This is a genomic window from Natrialba sp. PRR66 (assembly GCF_034808065.1).
Taxonomy (GTDB): Archaea; Halobacteriota; Halobacteria; order Halobacteriales; family Natrialbaceae; genus Natrialba; species Natrialba aegyptia.
The window spans coordinates 132394-151097 of the sequence record NZ_JAXHGN010000002.1 but is presented as its reverse complement, the minus strand read 5'-3'; the positions used below and the strand labels follow the sequence as shown (position 1 = coordinate 151097).

16 protein-coding genes and 1 tRNA gene are annotated in these 18704 nt (G+C 65.1%); 12 read left to right on the top strand and 5 right to left on the bottom strand.

Going from position 1 to position 18704, the window contains the following annotated elements; all coding sequences use genetic code 11:
• The first annotated feature begins 3 nt into the window (after positions 1–3).
• From SM755_RS06845 to SM755_RS06815, 7 genes are all read left to right on the top strand, one after another.
• Positions 4–609, top strand: a complete 606-nt coding sequence (locus tag SM755_RS06845; RefSeq protein WP_323172012.1) for an OsmC family protein — start codon at positions 4–6, stop codon at positions 607–609.
• 11 nt (positions 610–620) lie between these two features.
• Positions 621–1388 carry a methyltransferase domain-containing protein gene (locus tag SM755_RS06840; RefSeq protein ID WP_006665642.1) on the top strand — a complete coding sequence of 256 codons (768 nt, stop codon included), beginning with the start codon at positions 621–623 and terminating at the stop codon, positions 1386–1388.
• A gap of 5 nt (positions 1389–1393) precedes the next feature.
• Positions 1394–1891: a hypothetical protein gene (locus SM755_RS06835; protein WP_323172011.1), complete on the top strand. Its 498-nt coding sequence runs from the start codon at positions 1394–1396 to the stop codon at positions 1889–1891.
• An 862-nt stretch (positions 1892–2753) separates the two neighbouring features.
• Positions 2754–4409 carry a sulfatase gene (locus SM755_RS06830; protein ID WP_323172010.1) on the top strand — a complete coding sequence of 552 codons (1656 nt, stop codon included), beginning with the start codon at positions 2754–2756 and terminating at the stop codon, positions 4407–4409.
• A 70-nt stretch (positions 4410–4479) separates the two neighbouring features.
• Positions 4480–5898, top strand: coding sequence for a hypothetical protein (locus SM755_RS06825; RefSeq protein WP_323172589.1), 1419 nt, complete (start codon positions 4480–4482; stop codon positions 5896–5898).
• Positions 5899–6089: 191 nt separating this feature from the next.
• Entirely contained in the window at positions 6090–7637 is a 1548-nt protein-coding gene (locus SM755_RS06820; RefSeq protein WP_323172009.1) for a carboxylate--amine ligase, read from the top strand.
• 98 nt (positions 7638–7735) lie between these two features.
• Positions 7736–10501, top strand: a complete 2766-nt coding sequence (locus tag SM755_RS06815) for a cation-translocating P-type ATPase (protein ID WP_323172008.1) — start codon at positions 7736–7738, stop codon at positions 10499–10501.
• A gap of 62 nt (positions 10502–10563) precedes the next feature.
• On the opposite strand, the gene SM755_RS06810 is transcribed toward SM755_RS06815, so the two are convergent.
• On the bottom strand, positions 10564–11091 hold the full coding sequence (locus SM755_RS06810) for a cupin (RefSeq protein ID WP_323172007.1): 528 nt from the start codon (positions 11089–11091) through the stop codon (positions 10564–10566).
• 141 nt (positions 11092–11232) lie between these two features.
• Here SM755_RS06810 and SM755_RS06805 point away from each other — a divergent pair, with 141 nt between their 5' ends.
• Positions 11233–12702, top strand: coding sequence for a lipase maturation factor family protein (locus tag SM755_RS06805; RefSeq protein ID WP_323172006.1), 1470 nt, complete (start codon positions 11233–11235; stop codon positions 12700–12702).
• 122 nt (positions 12703–12824) lie between these two features.
• Here SM755_RS06805 and SM755_RS06800 read toward each other — a convergent pair whose 3' ends face one another.
• Entirely contained in the window at positions 12825–13202 is a 378-nt protein-coding gene (locus SM755_RS06800) for a DCC1-like thiol-disulfide oxidoreductase family protein (protein ID WP_323172005.1), read from the bottom strand.
• Between the two features lie 152 nt (positions 13203–13354).
• Here SM755_RS06800 and SM755_RS06795 point away from each other — a divergent pair, with 152 nt between their 5' ends.
• From SM755_RS06795 to SM755_RS06780, 4 genes are all read left to right on the top strand, one after another.
• Positions 13355–13537: a hypothetical protein gene (locus SM755_RS06795; RefSeq protein ID WP_006665632.1), complete on the top strand. Its 183-nt coding sequence runs from the start codon at positions 13355–13357 to the stop codon at positions 13535–13537.
• A gap of 130 nt (positions 13538–13667) precedes the next feature.
• Entirely contained in the window at positions 13668–14915 is a 1248-nt protein-coding gene (locus SM755_RS06790; protein ID WP_323172004.1) for a hypothetical protein, read from the top strand.
• Between the two features lie 129 nt (positions 14916–15044).
• Positions 15045–15524 carry an NUDIX domain-containing protein gene (locus SM755_RS06785; RefSeq protein ID WP_323172003.1) on the top strand — a complete coding sequence of 160 codons (480 nt, stop codon included), beginning with the start codon at positions 15045–15047 and terminating at the stop codon, positions 15522–15524.
• A gap of 154 nt (positions 15525–15678) precedes the next feature.
• The gene (locus SM755_RS06780; RefSeq protein ID WP_323172002.1) at positions 15679–16695 is read left to right on the top strand and encodes an alpha/beta hydrolase; all 1017 of its coding nucleotides are present in this window, start codon (positions 15679–15681) and stop codon (positions 16693–16695) included.
• A 123-nt stretch (positions 16696–16818) separates the two neighbouring features.
• Here the strand turns inward: SM755_RS06780 and SM755_RS06775 are convergent.
• From SM755_RS06775 to gnd, 3 genes are all read right to left on the bottom strand, one after another.
• Positions 16819–16891, bottom strand: a tRNA-Arg gene (locus tag SM755_RS06775).
• Positions 16892–16988: 97 nt separating this feature from the next.
• Positions 16989–17312, bottom strand: a complete 324-nt coding sequence (locus tag SM755_RS06770) for a HalOD1 output domain-containing protein (protein ID WP_323172001.1) — start codon at positions 17310–17312, stop codon at positions 16989–16991.
• 364 nt (positions 17313–17676) lie between these two features.
• A complete protein-coding gene (gnd, locus tag SM755_RS06765; protein WP_323172000.1) occupies positions 17677–18576 on the bottom strand; it encodes a phosphogluconate dehydrogenase (NAD(+)-dependent, decarboxylating) in 900 nt (299 codons plus the stop codon).
• Positions 18577–18704 lie beyond the last annotated feature (128 nt).

Genomic DNA, 18704 nt, shown 5'->3' with positions numbered 1-18704 from the left:
TCCATGACATCAGAACGAGAGGTTACCCACGGCGTCGACACCGAGGAGTTCGCTGCGTTCGCGGAACACGCTGCCGAGAATCCCGAGGAAGTCCGGCTCGGGCTACGCGCCCGGTCGACCTACGAGGGAACCTGTGCCCACAGTCTGGCGACGATAGACTCGTACGATCTCGGCGGCGAGACGATCGAGCGCGACACCCGCGCGTACACGATCCCGTACGGGGGGTGGAGGGAAGTGCTAGAGGCCGGCGGCTGGGCCGAGGCGACGGATCGAATGGAGCCGATCGAGGTTGCGCTCTCCGCACTTGCCTCGTGCATCAACGTCGGCATTACCATCAACGCCGTCGCAACCGGCGTCGACATCGATCACCTCGAGACGCGCGTTCGCACCGACTTTGACCCCGGCGTCCTCTTCAGTGTGGAGGATCTCGGGAACGCCGACACGGTGTTCGAAAACTTGATCGCCGAGATCGAGATCGAGAGCCCTGACCTCGACAAGGATGAGGTCGACGAGTGGGCTCGGCGGGCGCCAGTCTACACGCTCATCTCACTCGAACAGGATGTCAACCTCACGGTGAATACGCCTGCTGAGGTGGGTGCCGACGACTGAGGTGGAGACAAATGGCAAACTCACTCGATGTCGACAAACTGGAACAAGCGGTGAAATCAGTCTACGAGGATGTCGCGGAGGACTCCGACGAAGAGTATCACTTCGAGATGGGGCGAGAGCTGGCGGAACGTCTCGGGTATCCGCCGGCGCACCTCGATCAAATTCCCGTGGCGGCGATGGAATCGTTCGCCGGCGTTGGATACTACTTCGATCTCGCTGCTATCGAGGACGGAGACGACGTCCTCGATCTCGGCAGTGGATCGGGCACGGACGCGTTCGTCGCAGCGCTTCACACGGGGAACGCCGGAAGCGTGACCGGCTTAGACATGACGGACCAGCAACTCGAGAAGGCTCGCACGTTGCGCGACGATGCGGGAATGGAGCACGTCTCGTTCGAGCACGGCTACATCGAGGACGTTCCCTTCGACGATGGGACCTTCGATGTCGTCATCTCGAACGGGGTCATCAACCTCTCACCGGACAAGCCACAGGTGTTCGAGGAAGCCCATCGGGTGCTCGCCCCCGGCGGTCGGCTTGCCATCTCCGATATCATTAGCGAGGAGCTACTGCCGGAGAGCATCAAAAACGACGAAGACCTCTGGGCGGCCTGCATCGGCGGGGCTGAGCAGATCGACCGGTATACGACGTCCATCGAAGCGGCTGGCTTCTCGGTGACGGACGTCCGAGAAAACACGCAGTACGAATTCGTCTCGGAGCGGGCGGCGAACGCGTGCCAGAAGTACGGCGTCAAGAGCATCTCACTCGGGGCGACCAAATAATCACCATGACGACGAATCACCCGGTCGCGGACGAACAGGAAGAACAGGTCCAGATTGAGTCGCAACTCCGGAACGGAGCGCTGTTGATGGCACTCGCCGGAATCGCGTTCATCGGTTACGGCGTCGTGTTTCTCGTGATGAATTTCGTGGGAGATGGCTTCGAACTCGGCGTCAGTACGCTGGATGGGATGACGAGCGCTGAACTCGATCCGACGGTGGCATACTACATCAGTCACCTCCACGTCGCCACTGCCGCGTTCATAATCTCGACGGGCATCGCCATCACGGGCCTCTCGTGGTACGGCGTGCGCCAGCGACTCACCTGGGCGTGGACGACTGCGATCGTCACAGCCGTCGTCGGCCTGGCGCTTGCGTTACCGATGCATTGGACGGGAAATGCGTTCTCCCACGATTGGGTGACGCATCTCGGACCGATCTACCTCGCGACGATCGTGTTCATTGTCGGGGTTGTGTTGTCGTACCGAGGAGTTCACACCGCGTAGCTGATCTGACCGATCCATGTTTTGGCTTATCGGTTCACCAGCGTTCGTCGTACTGCATACGGGCCATAGCGTGACCCTTGTAGAGTACCTGTTCCGGGTCTTCGTGTCCCTGCTAGCCTTCGGTGGTATCGGCGTCACCATTTTTTGGGGCGTCCGAACGATCGGAGCCGTCCATTCGAAGGTCAGCAGGCGCGGAGAAATCAACGAGAATGAGCCGTAAATCGCAGTTTAGTTGACCGGCACGGGACGCCATCGTCACGGTCGACTCACCGCCGACAAGTCCTGCTCCCGAGGTCCGGCGGACGGCCCTGCTGGCCTGCCCGGTTGTCTTCGTGTTCGTGCCGTACGCACTCGCCCGCCGCACCTTCGTCTGGGTGGGGCCCGACGCTACTACTGGCAGTCGAAGTTCGACGTGGAAACTATTGATACTGCCGGACAAAAGTCAGTGAACACTCGATCGCGTCTCACGGATCGTCGCTTGTGGCGACGACCGTTCGAGTGCGATCGACGTGTGAATAGTTTTGTCCGGCAGTATGAGTAACGCAGAGTGGGGATACCTGTTACACCGGCCGATACAGAATGGACCGTCTCGTGCTGAATACGCGCGGTGTATCGTTCCATGGCGTCAGGGAAACAGATCATAGTTTATAGATCGCGGCGTTCCACCCTTCCCCTGACGGCTGAAGCTCGAATCCACAGAAACTCTCCCCTTCTGACGACCCGTATAACACCAGCCGAGACGCGGGAAATCTCGCAAGACGGTCGGGCCGAGAAGGTGCACATCGGGCCATCACGATATCGTGAAACACCTGCAAGTTCCGGGCTGGTGACCTTCCCCATGTGAAGCGGAGATACGCTATCCATGGCGGAGCAAACCCAGCGTGAGTCGAACTCGGGTGAATTGGAGTCACATTCTACGGTTCGGAACGTCGTTCTCGTCGTTCTCGATACGGCGCGGGCACGGCGAGTCGCCGGAGACTGGAATCGGACCGATGAGAACGAATGGGACGAGGATAACAGGGCTGCAGCCACCGACGATCGGACGACTCCGGAACTGCATCGGCTCGCCGAAACGGGAACGACGTTCGAGAACGCGTTCGCGACGGCACCGTGGACGCTTCCCTCCCACGCCTCGATGTTTACCGGGCTTTACGCCTCCGAGCACGGCACTCACGGCGACCATACGTATCTCGATTCAGATCTGCGAACGCTCCCCGAGGCGTTCGACGACGCAGGCTTCGAAACGATCGGCGTCTCGAACAATACGTGGATCACCGAAGAGTTCGGCTTCGACCGCGGCTTTGACGACCTGCGCAAGGGGTGGCAGTACATCCAGTCCGAAACCGACATGGGGACCGTCGTCCGCGGCGAGGACCTCCACGAAAAGCTTCGGGCGACCCGTAATCGCCTCTTCGACGGCAACCCGGTCGTCAATGCGGCGAACATCCTCTACAGCGAACTCTTCCAGCCGGCGGGCGACGACGGGGCGTCCCGCTCGGCGGACTGGGTCGAAAACTGGCTCGCCACCCGCGACGACGACCGGCCGTTCTTCCTGTTCTGTAACTTCATCGAACCCCACGTCGAGTACAACCCGCCGCGCGAGTTCGCGGAGCGGTTTCTCCCCGCGGATGCGACCTACGAAGAGGCGACCGCGATCCGACAGGACCCGCGCGCCTACGACTGCGAGGACTACGAGATCACCGACCGCGAGTTCACGCTGCTTCGCGGCCTGTATCGCGCGTCGCTGGCGTACGCCGACGCGCAGGTCGGCCGGCTTCGGGAGGCGCTCGAGACGAACGACGAGTGGGAGGACACGCTCGTCGTCGTCTGCGGCGACCACGGCGAACACGTCGGGGATCACGGATTCTTCGGTCACCAGTATAACCTCTACGACACCCTGCTCAACGTCCCGCTCGTCTGTCACGGCGGCCCCTTCGTCGGTGGCGACCGCCGCAGTGAACTCGTGCAACTGCTCGACGTGCCGTTGACGGTGCTCGAAGCCGCTGGCGTCGACGACCCCGAACTACGCGAGCAAGCGACGGGCTACTCGCTGTATCCCGGCTCGACGCCGGACGCGCCCTCGCCCGGAGCGACATCGGCAGCGACGACCGCCGCGACCGGGACGCCGAAACCGGACGCGACGGCACCCGCGGCGGCACCGAACTCGCGAGACGCCGTCTTCGCCGAGTACGTCGCTCCGCAGCCCTCGATCGATCGGCTCGAGGCGCGGTTCGACGACGTTCCGGACCGCGTCCGCGAGTTCGACCGGCGGCTCCGGGCGATTCGGACGAGCGAGTACAAGTACGTCCGCGGCGACGACGGCTTCGAGCGGCTCCACCACGTCGAAACCGATCCGCACGAACGGACGGACATTTCGGACGCGGAACCGGAGACGGTTCGGCGACTCCGCCAGCGCCTCGAGGACGAGTTCGAGCCGCTCGGAGAGTCGGTTTCGACGGGCGAGGTGGCGATGCGAGAGGGAACGAAGGAACGACTCGCGGATCTCGGCTACCTGTAGCGTGGCCCCGCAAATCGAGCGCGAGTCGGCCGCGAACACCGATCGATCGAACCAGCAGACGGCGAACGACATGTCAGCTACTGAGCCACATTCGGGGTCGGAGCCCGACGCCGACGGATTCGTCGACTTCGTTCGTGCCTACACCAAGACGTGGGTCCACGCGCTCGCCGCTGCGGCGCTGACCGCCTTCGGAACGCTGACGGTCGTCAACCGCTGGTTCGCCGCGCTTGCACTCGCCGCCTATCTCGTCCCGCTCGTCGTCCTCTACGCCCGCTGGCGCAGGACGGGCGGTGAACTCGGAATGGGGCCAGGTGTTGCTAATCAGTCCGCAAGCCGTTCCGAGGCGCAGTCGAGGGACGAGCAGCAGCCCCCGAGCCAGGAGGACGAGCCGGCCGCTGTGTCAGCGTCGGTGAACGAGAATGTGAGTGATGCTGCGACTGCTCCCGATATCGATGAAACTGCGAGTGACAGTACACCTCACAAACCGGCGGTAGACGCCGGTACAGCGCCGGACGAAGAGCAATCGACAGCAGATGCTCCCCATTTCCGACCGGACCGAGACGACGAGTGGACCACCGCCGACGCGCCCACCGATGCACCGCTCTCCGATGTAACCATCACTGACGCCGGGCACAGCTATGCCGTCGGCGGCGGTGGCGTCGTCCTTGCCAGTTTGGATGCCGGCGACTGGCACACCGTCCTCGAAGACGGCCCCGCCGCCGCCGGCAACGATCTTGCCAGTGTCGCCGCAACCGACGACGGCGACGCCGTCTGGATCGCCGGCGACAGCGGGACCGTCGCCCGGATCGATACCGCCACCGACCGCCACACCGACTACACGGCTCCGACCGGAATCACCGACAACTGGCTCGGAATCGCCGTCGGCGGCGACGCCGGAACCGAGACGATCCTGCTCAGCAACGGCTCCGGGGAACTGCTCTGCGGGCGCTACCGACGCGATCCGACCGGTGCGGACGACACCGCAGCAAGCGGGTCCGGTGAACTCGCGTGGGACGAGCCGCTCACCCCCGGCAGCGGCTCCAGTCTGAGCGGCGTCGACCTCGCCGACGACGCGGTGGGTTACTGCTGTGACACCAACAACGGCGTCTTCGAGACGACCGACGGCGGCACGTCGTTCTCCCGAATCGGCCTCGACGATGCGGCTGGGACGTTCACGGACATCGTCGCGGCTACCCCAAGTAGCCAATCATCGGTCCTGGTCAGCGCCGACGACGGCGTCATCCACCGATACGACGGCGCGACCTGGACCCCCGAGCGCGTCACGGATACCGCAGTGACCGGCCTCACAGTCGGCGGCGAGCGACTGCTCGCCTGCACCGACGACGGAGCGGTGTTCGAACGGCAACTGAACTCGACCGAGTTCAGTTCTGCGACCGGGATAGCTGACTCGCTGCAGGCGGTTGCGGTCGGGCCGCCGCGAGCGGTCGCCGTCGGTAGCGACGGTGCGATCGTAGAGCGCCAGCGCTGAACGGGTCTCGAGATCACGGAAGGCCCGGCATACGCCCGAGTACGGGCTGCTTTCTCCCGGTGGCTGACGGCGCTGTACCGGTTCAGCGGTGGGTTCCGCTGTATCGCCTCGTGTCTCCGTGCGGGAGCGGCGACTCCTTGCGAGTGGCGTAGCGACGACATAACATTTCCACCCGAGGTCGACGGCCCACTATGAGATCGAACGCCCCGGGTGAGTGCCAGTCGGTCGTCGTACCAGGGATTACCGCGCCGAGTTCAGTTGCGTGTGTTCGATCGCTCGCTCGGCGCGGGATTCGGACGATCGTCGTCTCGAGCGACGAGCGGACGCCGGCCGCGAAATCGCGGTACTGCGACGAGGCGGTCGTCGTGCCGTCTCCCTACGAGGATCTACTCGCCTATCGGGACGCGCTGCAGGCGCTTGCGATGCGGCCGGACGTGCGGACGATAATTCCGGTCAGAGAGCCCGACGTGTACGTCCTCTCGAAGTACCGCGACGAGTTCAGCGAGCATATCGGAACGCCCTGGCCCGAGATGGATACGCTCGCCAGGGCGCAGGACCGGGTTGAACTCTTCGAGGCGGCGGCGAACGCGGGTGTCGGCGCGCCGGAGACGGTGTTATGTACGGAGCTTCCGGAATCGGGCGAGTGGATCGTCAAGCCGCGGTACTCGGTACTGGGCGACGAGTATCTCGACCGGTACGGCCCGGAGACGTGTATCGCGCCGCCGTCGACGCGGTATCTGGAAACGGAGAGCGACGGGACGGCACCCGGCACGGTGGCGGCCGCGGCTGCGACTGCCGGCGCGACGGCGACGACGAGTACGACCGGGACGACCCGGACGGCTATCGACGTGAACGAAAGCGTCGAGGACGGTTCGTCGAACGCGGATGCGGCCGTCGACTCGACCGGCGAGCGCGTTTCGACGACGAGCAGTACCGTTACGGCGTCGTCCACGGCTACCGAGAGCACGGCCAGTTCCAGTTCTAGTACCAGTACGACCGAGACGAGCGCGAGCGCCACTACCAACACGAACGCCGGTACGAGTACGAATACGAATACGAACACGAACACGAACGCGAACAGCGGAACCGCCGACGCACCCTCCCTCGAAACGCTCCGAACCGAGATGGGACACACGCCGATCCGCCAGGAATACGTCCCAACGACGGACGAGTACGGCTTCTTCGCCCTCTATGACCGCGGCGAGCCGGTCGCCACGTTCCAGCACCGCCAACGCCGGGGCTACAGCTACGCCGGCGGTCCGAGTTCCTACCGCGAATCGGTCTGGATTCCCGAACTCGAACGCGCGGGACGTGCCCTGCTTGATCACCTCGAGTGGCACGGCCTCGCGATGGTCGAGTTCCTTCGCGACGAGGAGACGGGCGAGTTCAAGCTGATGGAGGTGAACCCGCGGTTCTGGTCGTCGCTGCCGTTTTCGGTCCAGACGGGGGCCGACTTTCCCTACTACTACTGGCTGCTCGCGGGCGACGAGCGCGAGCGGATCGACCACGACTACGAGGTCGGGATCGGCGGCCACCTCGTCCGCGGCGAATTGTTACACCTCTACTCGATCCTGACGGCCGACGTGCCGCTGGTCGAGAAACCGCCGTTCCGGACGGCGTTGTGGGACATCTGCCGGTCGATGGCAACCGAGCGACGGTGTGACTATCTCAGTCGTGACGACCCGCGGCCGTTCGTTCGGGATCTCGCGAACGCGGCGACCGAGTTCGATCCGCGGTAGCGATCGCGCGGCCGGTTCCGGGTCGATCAGACGCCGAGAGCGAGCGTCGATCGAGAGCGGAGAGACACCGTTATTTGGCTCGCCGCGCGAGATCCGTTGTGGACGACGATGTCGAACGGTCGACGGCCGGCACCAGCCCCGACCGCTGTCGACTCTGCGGGACGGCACTGACGACCACCGAGAGCGACAGCGACGAGCAACCGGCTCGAAGCGACACTGACGAACGATCGACCCAGCGTCGGAGTGACGCCGCAACCGCGACCGCCTTCTGTTCGACCGGCTGTCGGCAGATCGACGAGACGCTCGATGAGCCAACCCCTGGCGACGAAGCCAGTCAGCCCGCCGCCGGCTCGACTCCCAGCATCGAGACCGCAGACGACTCCGCGGCCACGTCCGCCGACGCCGCAGCACCCGACCGAACCTTCCTCCGCGTCGACGGCATGTACGCCGCCACCTGCGAACGCTACCTGGAATCGGTCGCGAAATCCCAGGACGGCGTCACCGACGCCGCCGCGAGCTACGTCACCGAAACCATCCGCATCGATCACGACCCCGCCCGCAGCTCCGCCGCCGAACTCGAGGCGGCACTGACGACGACCGGCTACACAGCCTACCGCCGTGAAGAGGCCTCGAGCGACGACGAGACCGGCGGCACCCGACGCTCGCGCGAGATGTCTGGGCTGCGAAAGCGACGGACCGACGATATGCTCGAAGTTCGGTACGTCATCGGCATCGTCTTCGGATCGTTCCTGCTCATCCCCTACGCCGCGCTCCTGTATCCGACGTACCTCGCCTCGGTCTTCGACTGGCGAGTCCTCGCCCTCTACGACGAGGCGTTTACCGGATTCGGCGGCCTGCTCTTTTTGCCGCTGTTTTTCACCGTCACCGGTGCCGTCCTCTATCTCACCGGCATGCCGCTCTTACGGGGTGCCTACGTCAGCCTCAAACACCGCCAGCCGAGCACCCAACTGCTCGCGTCGCTCACCGTCGTGAGCGCCTTCTGCTACGGCACTATCGCCTTCGTCTCCGGTCGCAACGACCTCTACTACGACCTGACGATCATCGTCGCCGCCATCGTCATGGCCGCGCTCTTCTACGAAGCGACGGTCAAGCGCCAGGCCATGGACCGGCTCACCGAACTCACGATCTCGCAGGTCGACACGGCCCGCGTGTTCGACAGCGCCGGTTCGGAGACCGGCTCCGACCCCGCCGACCCCACCGCCGCTGCGACGACGGCCGCCGACCCCGATGCATCGACGCAGCACACCCGGACCGTCCCCGTCACCGACCTCTCCGCCGGCGACCGAGTCCTCGTCCGGGCCGGCGAACGCATCCCTGTCGACGGCGAACTCGTCGCGAGTTCGTGTACGGTCGACGAAGCGGTCGTCACCGGCGAGTCGCTCCCGATCTCGAAAACCCCCGGCGACGCGGTCGTCGGCGGCTCCGTCGTCACCGGCGACGCCGCGATCGTCGCCGTCGGCGACCGAACCGACAGCAGCATCGACAGGCTCACTCGAACCGTCTGGAACCTCCAGAGCGCAGCCCACGGCATCCAGCGGCGCGCCGACGAACTCGCGGCGATCTTCCTCCCGATCGTGCTCGGCGCTGGGGCACTCGTGGGCGGCTGGAGCGTCTTTCAGGGGAACGGACTCGCGTCAACAACGACGGTACTGGCCGTGCTCCTGACGATCATGGTGGCGAGTCCGTGGGCGCTCGGCCTCGCAACGCCGTACTCGATCGCGTCGAGTATCCGCGAGGCCATGGACCACGGTATCGTCGTCTTCGACGAAACCGTCTTCGAGCGGTTGCGAGAGATCGACACCGTCGTCTTCGATAAAACCGGGACGCTGACGACGGGCGAGATGACGGTACTCGAGGCCGAGGGGCCACCGGCCCTGCTTCGGGCTGCTGGCCGACTCGAACGACACGCATCCCACCCGGCCGCCGCGGCGATTACGGCGGCGTTTGCGTCGAATGGAGGCCCCCGTTCCTCGGGTTCCCCGGACGCCCCGAACGCGGTCGACGACTCGGCATCCGACGGCGGCACGGTCGACGATTCGACGCGTTCACGAGACGAGAGAGAGTCCACCGACCGTCCCGATCCCACCGACTCCGCCGGCGACGAGTTCGTCCGCGAGTTCACCGACCACGGCAACGGCGTCTCGGGCGTCGTCGACGGCGACCGACTCCTCGTCGGCCACCCCGACCTGTTCGATGACCGCGACTGGGAGCTCGATCCTGAACTCGCAGAGCGCGCGAGCGACGCACGCGAGGCGGGGAATCTCCCGGTCGTGATCGGTCGGAACGGCCGCGCCGAGGGCCTCGTCGTCGTGGGTGACGAACCCCGGGACGACTGGGAAGAAACCGTCACGGCCCTCTCCGAGAGCGGCGTCTCGGTCGTCGTGCTCACCGGCGACGAGGGCCGCTCCGTTGATGCGTTCGCCCGCCATCCGCGGGTTGACCACGTCTTCACCGGCGTCCCGCCGGACGGCAAAACCGAAGCCATTCGCCGGCTCCGGACCGACGGCCGCGTCGCGATGGTCGGCGACGGAACGAACGACGCTCCGGCGCTCGCCGCGGCGGACCTGGGGCTCTCGCTCGGCGGCGGCACGGCACTTGCCTCCGACGCGGCCGACCTCGCCATCGTCGACGACGACCTCACCGGCGTCGAGCGCGCGTTCGCACTCGCGCGGGCCGCCCGCCGCCGCGTCGTCCAGAACCTGGCGCTCGCACTCAGCTACAACGCCATCGTCGTTCCGCTCGCCCTGGCCGGCCTCCTGAATCCGCTGTTTACCGCCGTTGCCGTCGGCGTTTCCGCCGGCCTGATCGTGCTGAACTCGTCGCGGTCGCTGCTTCCGGCGTAGGACGGCTTCCGAACTCGGTGGACTCGGACACGAGATGCGGACGAACGGCCAGCACTGGCCAATTACTCGAGTTCGACCGGCGCGCCGCAGGCGGGACAGACGAGTTCGGCCTCGTCGTCGTCGCCGATTCGCAGGTGGTCGTGGTCGCAGTCGGGACAGGTGACGTTCCGATCCTCGAGTACGGGAATGCGCGTGACCCGCACGTCCTCGCTGTCCCGGGGCGCGCCGAGCGCGATCGCGACGACGCGGTCGTCCGAGTCGTTCCGACCGGACTGGAACTCGCCGGGGGCGAACCGGACGGCCTCGAACTCACCGACGACGAGTTCGTGTTCATCGCCGGCCGTATTCTCGGAGTCCGCATCGGCGGCGCGGTCGCGTTCGATCTCGAACGTCGCTTCGCCGGCGAGCACGACGAAGACCTCCTCCTGATCCATATGCGTGTGCACCGAGCCGCTGAATCGTTCGCCGGGGTCGAGAACGTAGCGCGTGATCGCGAGATGCTCGGTCCCGAGCGGGACCGCGAGTTCGCGTCGATCCGTGTGATAGTCGGTCGAGCGCGGATCGATATCGTCGATCGAGACGTGCTCCATACCGGGCTGTTCACGAGCGCTCGCCATGAACTCGGGGGCGGTCCGGCGAGTCGGTAGCGGCGTCGGGTCCGACTCCGATTTTCGTCGGGTCCCGGAGACGCCCCGCCACCTCTTTGCTCGTCGGCGGATTCAGATCCCCACATGTTCCACGGCGAGGAGTTCTGGCTCGTCCGGCTACTGTTCCAGCGGGGGCTCGCCCTGTTGTATCTGCTCGCCTTTCTCGTGGCCGCCTTCCAGTTCCGCCCGCTGGCCGGCGAGGACGGCCTCCTGCCGATCGAGTGGTACGCCGAGGGCGCGTCGTTCCGCGAACGGCCGAGCCTCTTCTATTTCGTCCCGACCGATCGGGCGATCGGCTTCGCAGCCTGGAGCGGCGTCGGCCTCGCTGCGCTGGCGCTGCTCGCAGTACCCTACTGGGTGCCCGATAGCTACGCCACGCCCGCGTCAATGGCCCTGTGGACCGCGATGTGGCTGCTCTACCTCTCCTTCGTCAACGCCGGCCAGACGTTCTACGGCTACGGCTGGGAGTCGATGCTGCTCGAAACCGGCTTTCTTGCCATCTTCCTCGGTGCCGGCTCCGTCGCGCCGCCGTTTCTCATCATCCTGTTGCTCCAGTGGGTACTCTTCCGAAACATGTTCGGCGCGGGGCTGATCAAACTCCGCGGCGACGACTGCTGGCGGGACCTCTCCTGTATGGACTCCCACTACGAGACCCAGCCGATTCCAAACCCCGTCAGCTGGTTCGCCCACCACCTCTCGAAACGAGTTCACCGCGTGGAGACGTTCGGCAATCACGTCGTCGAACTCGCGGTGCCGTTTCTCTACTTTGCACCGCAGCCCGCTTCGGCGCTGGCCGGGCTCGCCACGATCGGCTTTCAGGGGTGGTTGATGGTCACCGGGAATTTCGCCTGGCTGAACGCGATCACGATCGTCCTGGCGATTCCGACGTTCAGCGACGGCGTGCTCGCGGCCGTCCTCCCGCTTTCCGCGCCGGCGGCTGCCGCGACACCGCTGTACCTCCAGGCGCTCGCCGTCGTCGTCGCGCTCGTCGTGGTCGCGATGAGCATCCGTCCCGTCGAGAACATGCTCTCGGAAAGTCAGACGATGAACACCGCCTTCGATCCGCTACACCTGGTCAACACCTACGGGGCGTTCGGCTCCATCACGCAGACGCGCTACGAAATCGTCATCGAGGGGACGACCGACGAGGCGGTTACCGACGACACGGTGTGGCGCGAGTACCGGTTCAAGGGGAAGCCGACAGATCCCGAGCGCCGGCCGCCCCAGATCGCGCCGTACCACCTGCGCCTGGACTGGCAGCTCTGGTTCGCCGCGATGGCCCCGACGCCGCGTCGCCACCCCTGGTTCCTGCGATTCCTCGGCAAACTCCTCGAGGGCGACGCGGAGACGCTGTCGCTACTCGCCGCGGATCCGTTTGCCGACTCCGAGGGGCCGGCCCACGTCCGTGCAGTCCGGTATCGCTACCGGTACACAACACCCGAAGAACGCGCCGAAACCGGCCGGTGGTGGCACCGCGAGCGCGTCGGCTCGTACGTCCACCCCGTCTCGCTGACTGACGTGCGACGGCGAGCGCCCGGCTGGTCGGCGGACTAACGGCGTCCCGAACCAGGCTCAAACGGACTGCTGTAAGTCATTTCCGGCGAAATCGCAGGGCGGGCGCGGTTGCGCCGGTAAATCGTTACAGCAGGCCGTATCACGCGTCGCTCCCCTCGGCGTCAGGAGTCCCGTCTCGCTGGCGGGGTCTTCGAGACGATTTTGCCGAAGAGGTCGCGGTTGTTCGCCACCACCTGGTAGCCGCGTTCGCGCAGCCGGTCGTACTCCTCGAAGTGCCGGAGGAACTGGACGAACTCGCGCGCCGGACCGTCGATATCGGAGCGAAGGAAAGCCTGCTCGATCGAGGCACCACATGAGTAGACGCCCTCTTCGGTAAGCAGGTGCGAGCAGTCCTCGTAGCTCTCGGGGAGTTCGGCCCGCAGTTCCGGCGTCAGGTCGCTGAACCCGACGAGCCGGATCGATGACCGTTCCGAGAGGTGGTCCGCCCACCAGGTACAGAACCCGCAGTCGTCGTCGTAGACAAGCGTCGGTCGCTTCATACCCGGACGAATGTTCCGTATCCACTAACGTTTACCGCGGCGTCGGTTCGAAGTCGACCGCCTTCGACTCGCCGGGACGCGTCGGTCGAGTTCACCTCGCGTGGACCCCAACATCCATTCCCCTTACCCGCGAATATCGGCCCGAGAGAGCGATGGAACGGTTCGTCACCCTCATCGTCGCCGGCGGGCTCTGTCTCCTCGCCGGCCTCTGGCTCGCCGAACTCGTCGCGGTCGGCTCTCCGCCCTGGATCGCCGGCGCGGCGCTTGCGCTCTGTGGCACCGTCGCCATCCTCGCTGGAATCCGGCGCGAACTCACCGTCTCGCCGTTCGCATGAGTCCGAACTGTCGGCGAGCGCGGTGTGACGGTGACAGTGCACCACCCCATCGTAGCGGTCGACAGCGCTCGGCGGGACTCGCGGCACGGACCGCCAGAACACTCTTTGTGGCCCCCTCCGATGCAGCCTCATGAGCAGCGCGGCTCGCCCGCTCTCGGAACCGCAAGTCCTCGCCCACGCCAAGCAACGGCTCTTTCCCGCGGCGAGCGACCGGTCCTACGTCGTGGCCGACACCCAGTTCGCACGCGAGGAGTGGCTCCCCGGTCAGCCCATCGATCCCGCCGTCCGCGACCGACTCGCCCCGTTTAACCACGTCGAAATCGGCGGCGGCTTCCCTGACCTCGTCGGCGTGCACGAACTCGGCGAACTCGATCCGGAACTGCTGGCCGTCGACCGCCTCGGTGACGACCCGCCGCTGCTCGCCATCGAAGCCAAGGGGTACGCGAGCGGCGGCGTCGACACCCAACGTGGCATCGTCCAGGCCTACGACCGACTCCACGAGGCCAACGCGGCGTACCTCGCCGCCCCGGTAGAGGCGATCACGGACACCGACCGAACGCTCGCGCGCGAGCTGAACGTCGGCGTCCTCGGCGTCGACACCACGGGAGCGGTCGACGTGCTCGAATCCCCGCGCCTCGTCGGGAACCGGACTGCGACCGAGGCCTCGGCGCTACGATTTCAGGCCAGCGCCCAGGGCGTCGCGGAGAACTCCTTCGGGCTGAACCACCCGAAGAACTACCTCGGCTACCCACTCGCCCACTACGCCGACGGCGACACCGCGAGCCTCCTCTCCGAGTTCAACGTCGTCGGAGCGGTCCGAGACGCCAGGCGCGGGGCCGCGTTCCTCGGGCTGATCGAGGACCGCGAACGGGTCGCGCTGACCGCCCTCGGCGAGGAGGTGATCCGCTTCGGGAAAGCCCACTGTGGCTCCGTCGAGGCGGCGCTCGAGACGTTCGCCGACTGGTATCGCTCGCGAAAGCGGTTCGTCGACCTCGCGCCGGCCTGGGGACAGTTGGCCCGCCGCGTTCTCTTCGAATACCCCGCAACGGAACTGCTCGTCAACGAACTCCAGACGATGCACGACGACTGGATTCCCGAGCCGTCGCTGGTCGACCTCGTGATCCACCTCCACGAACTCCACCCGACGTTCGCCGTCGAGTTGTTCGTTCGCGGCGACGAGGCGGTTCGCCGGCGGGTGCTGACCGCCGAGGGCGACCTCCAGCGCGCTGAACTCGAAGATGGCGACATCTACCACTCGCCGACGGTGTTCCAGTTGAAGACGATGCTCTACCACGTCGGCATTCTCACGGCGAACGGGACGGAACCGCACCGACTCGACCCGACCGCTGATATCTGGGCGCTTCGCGAGCCCGTTTGAGCGCTCGTGCGCTCGGATCGGTCCGTACGATCGAGCGGGCACCGAAGCGACAATTGATGCTATCCATAGCTGTTGCGAAGCCGTACTAAACACGGAGAACACATGTAACAATAGTTTCTTGTTCAGAGCATGGAGATAACTCGTCACTTCACGGCCACCGTGTACGTGGTGAACGACGGGGCGACAGCACTGCACGAACACGAGCACGTCGGAAAAACGATCCCGCCGACGGGCCACGTCGACCGGGATGAACTCCCCCACAAAGCCGGCCTTCGAGAAGTTCGGGAGGAAACCGGACTCGATCCGACGCTCCCCGACGACACGCGATCAGTCGATACCCCCGGCGGTCGGGTGCTCCCGCAGCCCCGCCACCAGATGCTATACGATATAAACGTCCACGACGGGACCGTTGGCCATCAGCATATCGACCACGTCTACTACGCTACGGTCCCGGATCGCGACCTCTGTCCCGGACCCGGTGAAGTCGGAGCGGATGCATGGCGATGGTATCGGATACCGGAACTTCGAGCGAGCGAACTCCCGGCGAACGTCGTTCAATTCGGCGTCGAAGCTATTCGAACGGCTACCGATTCGGCTGAGCGGGAGTGAACTCGTCGCTTCCGGATCCCCTTTACTCGGTTCTACCATTAGAACCGTCTCATACGGGCGCTCGTCGGAGGGCTGGCTGCGATACACGAGATGCCAGGACACACGAGTTTCCGGGAGACGTACCGTTATGCCACGCGCCCCACGTCCGTTACGTATGAGCGAACCGACGGGCGAAGCGGCCGACGCGAACGTCTCGGTCCACGAGGGCATCACCTACGCCGACCGCGAGGCCGGCGAGATGGAACTCGACCTGTACCTCCCTGACGAAGAGCGCCCGCCGCTGGTCGTCTACATCCACGGGGGCGGGTGGATCGCCGAAACCCGCGACAACGTCCCCGATCCGGCGCGCTACGCGGCCGAGTGGGGCTGTGCAATCGCCAGCGTGAGTTACCGTCTGGCCGAGGTTCCGGACGACGCCGGGCCGGAGATACAGGGGATGTACGATCCGACCAACCCGACTCCACGAGCGACGTTCCCCGCACACTTCGTCGACGTAAAGGCCGCGATCCGGTGGCTTCGAGCCAATGCTGCGGAATACGGCTACGACGCGGAGCGCATTGCGGCGTGGGGGTCCTCGGCGGGCGGCCACCTGGCCCTGCTCGCGGGCGTCGTCGAGGACGTGATGGATCTGGGAGAGACGTTCGCCGGAGAACTGAAAAAATCCGTCGCACCCGACACCTCGGGGGCTGTACAGGCAGTCGTCAGCTGGTACGGTCTCACCGACTTCACGCTCGCGGCGGACAACGCACCCGGCATTCCCTCGCTGCTACTGGGCGGCCCCGCGTCCGATCTCCCGAAGCGGTTCGAGCAGGCGAGCCCCCTCACCCACGTCTCCGCGGACAGTCCACCGACGCTCCTGATGCACGGGCGAGCGGACGAGGTCGTGGCCGTCGAACACAGCCGGCGATTCTTCGATGCGTTGGACGAAGCAGGTGTGAACGCCGTCTTCTACGAGTTACACGACCGCAACCACGTCTGGGCAGAGCGCATCGAGGACATCGAATCCGAACGGGTGGCGATGGACCTCCTCACGACCGAGCCGACACCCAGCCAATCGGTGTACAGCGCAACTCACGTTGACGAGGGCGAGACGCCGGAGCCGCTTCTCGATACCGCGCTGCCGGCTGGCCCGGCAGCGATCGAACAGTTCCTCGCCCGCACTATCAAATGACGAATGACGAACAGACACGCCCCGCACCTACCGATTCACTGGAGCGACTACAAGCCGGGTCGACCACGGTTCACATCTCTCCGCCGTCGCTGCCGCTCACGAGGAGAGTTCACAGCAAAACGACGGGCGCGGAGGGATTTGAACCCCCGACATCTTGGTCCGGAACCAAGAACTCTGTCCACTGAGCTACGCGCCCTCACGCTTCCCTACTACAACCGCCGCCAAAACGGTTCCCTTTTCGATTCTTCCATCGCTGTCACCGGTCGTGGCTGACCGTCACACCACCTGCAGAATTAAATCGTGGATTCCGTATTGAAAACGTCGCTCGTCCCCTCGGCGACCGTCCCGGGCTCCGCCAGCGAAATCTCGACCGTCTCTTCGGGCTGGGAATCGGCTCGTACAGTGACGTTCCGACCGTGATAGTTGAACTCGAGGCTCGTAAATCCACTACTCGATTCACAGAGCGAATCGAGCATATCTGGGTCGATAACGTTATAAAGCGGCTCGAGTTCAACCGGATCTGTCCCGGATTCGCGAGCGATGAGGTCGACGATAGCCATGCTTGGTCGTTGATCCGTCACCGTGACTTCCATCGAACGTGCACACTGCGAGTTCATAACTGATGCTGTGGGTGCCGGTGATAAAGAAGGTGACCCAATATTTCAGGCGGCGGAGTCAGGAGAGAACGATTGTTCAGAATACCCGACCGAATATCGCCATATAAGCGGCTAAAACCGACGATAATCGAACACGCACAACATGAACTGATGCTGTACAGATAAGATAGACGACACGTATTATCTCAGGAGCGGCTATTACGGAGTGATTTTGAACGGTGGTTCTGAATAGTGAGTAGTAATGGGGCACGGCAGTCAGTGGCTGAACTCGGTGCGGACTGTAGCACCGACTGCAACGAGTGACACGCCGATCGCAGAGCCGTCGTGCGACCGGGTGTGCAGTGACTTGCAGCGGCTACTGGAGTCAGTCGCGCCGGGGGACCTCGTGTCGGCCGAAGCCGTACCGGAGGCGGTTGGCGAGTCGTCGCGAGAAGCGGCCGTCGTCCGCGCGTGAGCCGAACCGTTCGGAGAGTGCGGTATAGATGAGCGGTAGTGGGACCTCCTGTTCGAGGGCTTCCTGAACGGTCCAGGTGCCGGTGGAGCCGCCTTCGATGCGGTCTGCGACGGTTCCGAGGTCGGTGCCTTCCTCGCGGAACGCTTCCTCGCAAAGTTCGAGGAGCCACGAGCGGATCACCGCACCGTTGTTCCAGACGGAGGCGACGGATTCGAGATCGAGGTCGTACCGGCCCTCGTGGAGGAGTTCGAAGCCTTCGCCGTAGGCTTGCATGAGCGCGTACTCGACGCCGTTGTGGATCATCTTGACGTAGTGGCCGGAGCCTGCGGGGCCCATGCGCCCGTGGCCGTCGGGACCGGTTGCGACGGCGTCGAAGACGGGTTCGAGTTCGTCGTAGGCCCAGGTCGGGCCGCCGATCATGAGCGAGAAGCCGAGCTCAGCGCCGGCGGGGCCGCCGGAGGTGCCACAGTCGAGGTAGGCGGCGGAACAGGCGTCGGCTCGTCGGACGGAGTCTTCGAAGTAGGAGTTACCGCCGTCGACGACGATGTCCGTCTCGTCGAGGTGCGGATCGAGTTCGTCGAGCGTTGCGTCGACCGGTTCGCCGGCGGGGACCATGAGCCAGATGCGTTTGTCGGTGCCGAGGCGGTCCGTGAGATCCGAGATAGAATCGGCCGGTTCGGCCCCGGCGTCGGCGGCCGTTGCGACGGCTTCGGGATCGAGGTCGAAGGCGACGATGTCGTGGCCCGCCGCGAGGGCACGTTCGACGACGATCTGTCCCATACGTCCGAGTCCGATGACGCCCAGTTGCATAGCGGACCGTCCGCGACGGAGTGAAGTAGGGGTTGTGGTTTTCGTGGCTTCGGAGGATAGTGAGCGCTGTGAGTGAGTCCGCTCGTGGCAGCAGACTCACAACCGGAGTTCACCGTGCCGAGAATTAC

Coding starts and splice junctions, on each gene's coding strand:
- SM755_RS06845 (WP_323172012.1), top strand. CDS start 4: ATGACATCAGAACGAGAGGTTACCCACGGCGTCGACACCGAGGAGTTC.
- SM755_RS06840 (WP_006665642.1), top strand. CDS start 621: ATGGCAAACTCACTCGATGTCGACAAACTGGAACAAGCGGTGAAATCA.
- SM755_RS06835 (WP_323172011.1), top strand. CDS start 1,394: ATGACGACGAATCACCCGGTCGCGGACGAACAGGAAGAACAGGTCCAG.
- SM755_RS06830 (WP_323172010.1), top strand. CDS start 2,754: ATGGCGGAGCAAACCCAGCGTGAGTCGAACTCGGGTGAATTGGAGTCA.
- SM755_RS06825 (WP_323172589.1), top strand. CDS start 4,480: ATGTCAGCTACTGAGCCACATTCGGGGTCGGAGCCCGACGCCGACGGA.
- SM755_RS06820 (WP_323172009.1), top strand. CDS start 6,090: ATGAGATCGAACGCCCCGGGTGAGTGCCAGTCGGTCGTCGTACCAGGG.
- SM755_RS06810 (WP_323172007.1), bottom strand. CDS start 11,091: ATGGAGCACGTCTCGATCGACGATATCGATCCGCGCTCGACCGACTAT.
- SM755_RS06805 (WP_323172006.1), top strand. CDS start 11,233: ATGTTCCACGGCGAGGAGTTCTGGCTCGTCCGGCTACTGTTCCAGCGG.
- SM755_RS06800 (WP_323172005.1), bottom strand. CDS start 13,202: ATGAAGCGACCGACGCTTGTCTACGACGACGACTGCGGGTTCTGTACC.
- SM755_RS06795 (WP_006665632.1), top strand. CDS start 13,355: ATGGAACGGTTCGTCACCCTCATCGTCGCCGGCGGGCTCTGTCTCCTC.
- SM755_RS06790 (WP_323172004.1), top strand. CDS start 13,668: ATGAGCAGCGCGGCTCGCCCGCTCTCGGAACCGCAAGTCCTCGCCCAC.
- SM755_RS06785 (WP_323172003.1), top strand. CDS start 15,045: ATGGAGATAACTCGTCACTTCACGGCCACCGTGTACGTGGTGAACGAC.
- SM755_RS06780 (WP_323172002.1), top strand. CDS start 15,679: ATGAGCGAACCGACGGGCGAAGCGGCCGACGCGAACGTCTCGGTCCAC.
- SM755_RS06770 (WP_323172001.1), bottom strand. CDS start 17,312: ATGAACTCGCAGTGTGCACGTTCGATGGAAGTCACGGTGACGGATCAA.
- gnd (WP_323172000.1), bottom strand. CDS start 18,576: ATGCAACTGGGCGTCATCGGACTCGGACGTATGGGACAGATCGTCGTC.